The sequence below is a fragment of the Azospirillum sp. B506 genome (assembly GCF_000333595.1).
GTDB lineage: Bacteria > Pseudomonadota > Alphaproteobacteria > Azospirillales > Azospirillaceae > Azospirillum.
In genome coordinates this window covers 1-2331 of record NZ_BADK01000981.1, presented here as the reverse complement: position 1 = coordinate 2331, position 2331 = coordinate 1, and the positions used below count along the sequence as shown (strand labels likewise).

The 2331-nt window shown below is 72.2% G+C and carries 2 protein-coding genes; both read left to right on the top strand.

All coding sequences use genetic code 11. The annotated features are described in order from the left end of the window. The coding region (locus I71_RS30275; RefSeq protein WP_042703122.1) for a caspase family protein at positions 1–1746 on the top strand (1746 nt) is incomplete at its 5' end. Between the two features lie 167 nt (positions 1747–1913). Beyond that, on the top strand, positions 1914–2331 hold a 418-nt coding region (locus I71_RS30270), incomplete at its 3' end, for a homogentisate 1,2-dioxygenase (RefSeq protein ID WP_042703120.1).

Here is a 2331-nt window from a genome sequence, read left to right as displayed (position 1 = left end):
ACGACCGGCGGCACCACCGGTTTCAGTACCAGCGTCGGACCCGGCACGAACAATCCGCAGAGCTTCCTGGGGACGCGGGAGCAGGGCACGGCTGCCCAGAATGCGAGTGGCCAAACCGCAGCCGGCCAGGGCGGCGACGGGCAGGGCACTCGGGGGGCGGACAGCGGTTCGCCGTCCCCGGGCGGCCCCACCTCGCCGCCGCCGCCCGCCCCGCCGCCCGCCCCGGCGACGGTGGTGCTGGCATCCGGCCGCTCCGTCACCTTCACGGCGGAGGCGACGGCCGCCTATTCCGCCGGCGCCACCCTGTCGCAGCCGGGGCCGCAGCTCCTCGCCTCGCCGCAGGTGCAGGCGGCGGCCGGCAGCCTCATCCAGGCGGCCGCCAGCGGCGGCATGGCCCAGGCAGTGACGACGCTCGCCACCGGCAGCCTGTCGCTGCAGGAGCAGCGCGCGGTGCTCACCAGCGTTCCCGTCGCCACGCTGATCGGCGGCCTGACCGCCAGCGGCGACCCGGTGGCGGTGCGCGTCGGCGGCATCCTGCAGAACAGCGCGGCCGGCCAGCCCGGCGGCTATGCCCAGGTGCGCGCCGTGGTGACGCAGGCCAACCTGCCGCCGCAGGTCGCCCGCACCTACCTCGCCATGGTCCAGCGGGTGGAGCGCGAACAGCGCAGCCAGGCCTTCGCCGGCGCACTGCGCCAGCTGGTGGCGAACCCGGCGGCGGCGGACATGTTCGGCCGGCAGCCGACCGCCTCGGCCCCGCCCAGCCTGCGGCAGGCACGCGGCGGCCGCACCCGTGGCGGCACCATGACCCTGCGCGGCATCGTCGCCGACAGCGCCAATCTGGCGGAAGCGCGGGTGAACGGCCGCTGGGTCTTCATCGACGAGCAGGGCCAGTTCCGCACCAGCATCCCGGTGGAGCCGGGGGCGACCGAAGCCACCCTGACCATGACCGACGAGACCGGCAAGACGACGGAGCAGCGCATCGCCATCGACAGCGCCGCTGCCGCTCCCGACCCGGCCGCCCCGCCGAAGCCGCGCAAGATCGCCCTGATGATCGCCGTCGACAGCTACCGCGACGGGGCCATCCCGGCGCTCGCCACGCCCGACGCCGACATCAAGGCGGTGGGCAAGGCGCTGAACGACCATCTCGGCTACGAGACGCGAGTGCTGCGCAACCCGACCAAGGCGCAGATCGGCGACGCCCTGCGCAAGCTCGGCCGCGAGGTCGGCGAGCAGGACCAGGTGATGGTCTATTACGCCGGCCACGGCTATGAGCTGGCGGAGACCGGCACCGGTTACTGGCTGCCCGCCGACGCGGAGACGACCAGCGCCCGCAACTGGGTGTCGAACAACGACATCGGCCGCTTCCTCAGCCGCATGCCGGCCAAACATGTGATGGTGGTGTCCGACAGCTGCTATTCCGGCGCCTTCACCAAGGAACAGAAAATCGATGCCAGCCGCCTCGCCAACGAGACGGAGATCCGGCAGCGCCGCTCGGTCATGGCCCTGTCGTCGGGCGGCGACGAGCCGGTGGCCGACGGCGACGTGAACTCCCCCTTCGCGGTGGCGCTGAAGACGCGGGTGCTGGGCCTGCCGAAGGACAGCAGCGGCTACGCCCTCTACCAGGAGGTGCGCCAGGACGTGACCAGCGAAGCGCCGCAGACCCCACAATATGGCGTGATCCGCACGGCGGGCTACGACGAAGGCGGCGACTTCATCCTGGACCTGCCCGACCGCCTGATGAACTGAGGGTGGATTCTCCCTCTCCCCGGGGGGGGAGGGGATTTCCCCAGGCAAGAGAGACCTCCTCCCCAACTTTCCCCTGGCCTGTAGTTTCAAAAGAAACTATATGAGCGGCAAATGGTCGCGCCCGGCGCCTGGCGCCGGCCGCATCCCCGGATCAGGGAGCAGCCCGCATGACGTCCTCCGCCTTCACCTACCGGTCCGGCTTCGGCAACGAATTCGCGACGGAGGCGTTGCCCGGCGCCTTGCCGGTCGGCCGCAACTCGCCGCAGCGCCCGCCCTACGGACTCTATGCCGAACAGATCAGCGGCACCGCCTTCACCGCCCCGCGCGCCCACAACCGCCGCTCCTGGCTGTACCGCATCCGCCCGGCGGTGATGCACGAGCCGTTCCGCCCGCTGGACTCCGGCCGGCTGACCAGCCGCTTCGACGAGGTGCCGGCCCCGCCGACCCAGCTGCGCTGGAACCCGCCGCCGCTGCCGGACATGGCCACCGACTTCATCGCCGGGCTCGTCACCATGGGCGGCAATGGCGGGCCGCAGGCGCAGACCGGCTGCGGCTTCCATCTCTACACCGCCAACCGGTCGATGG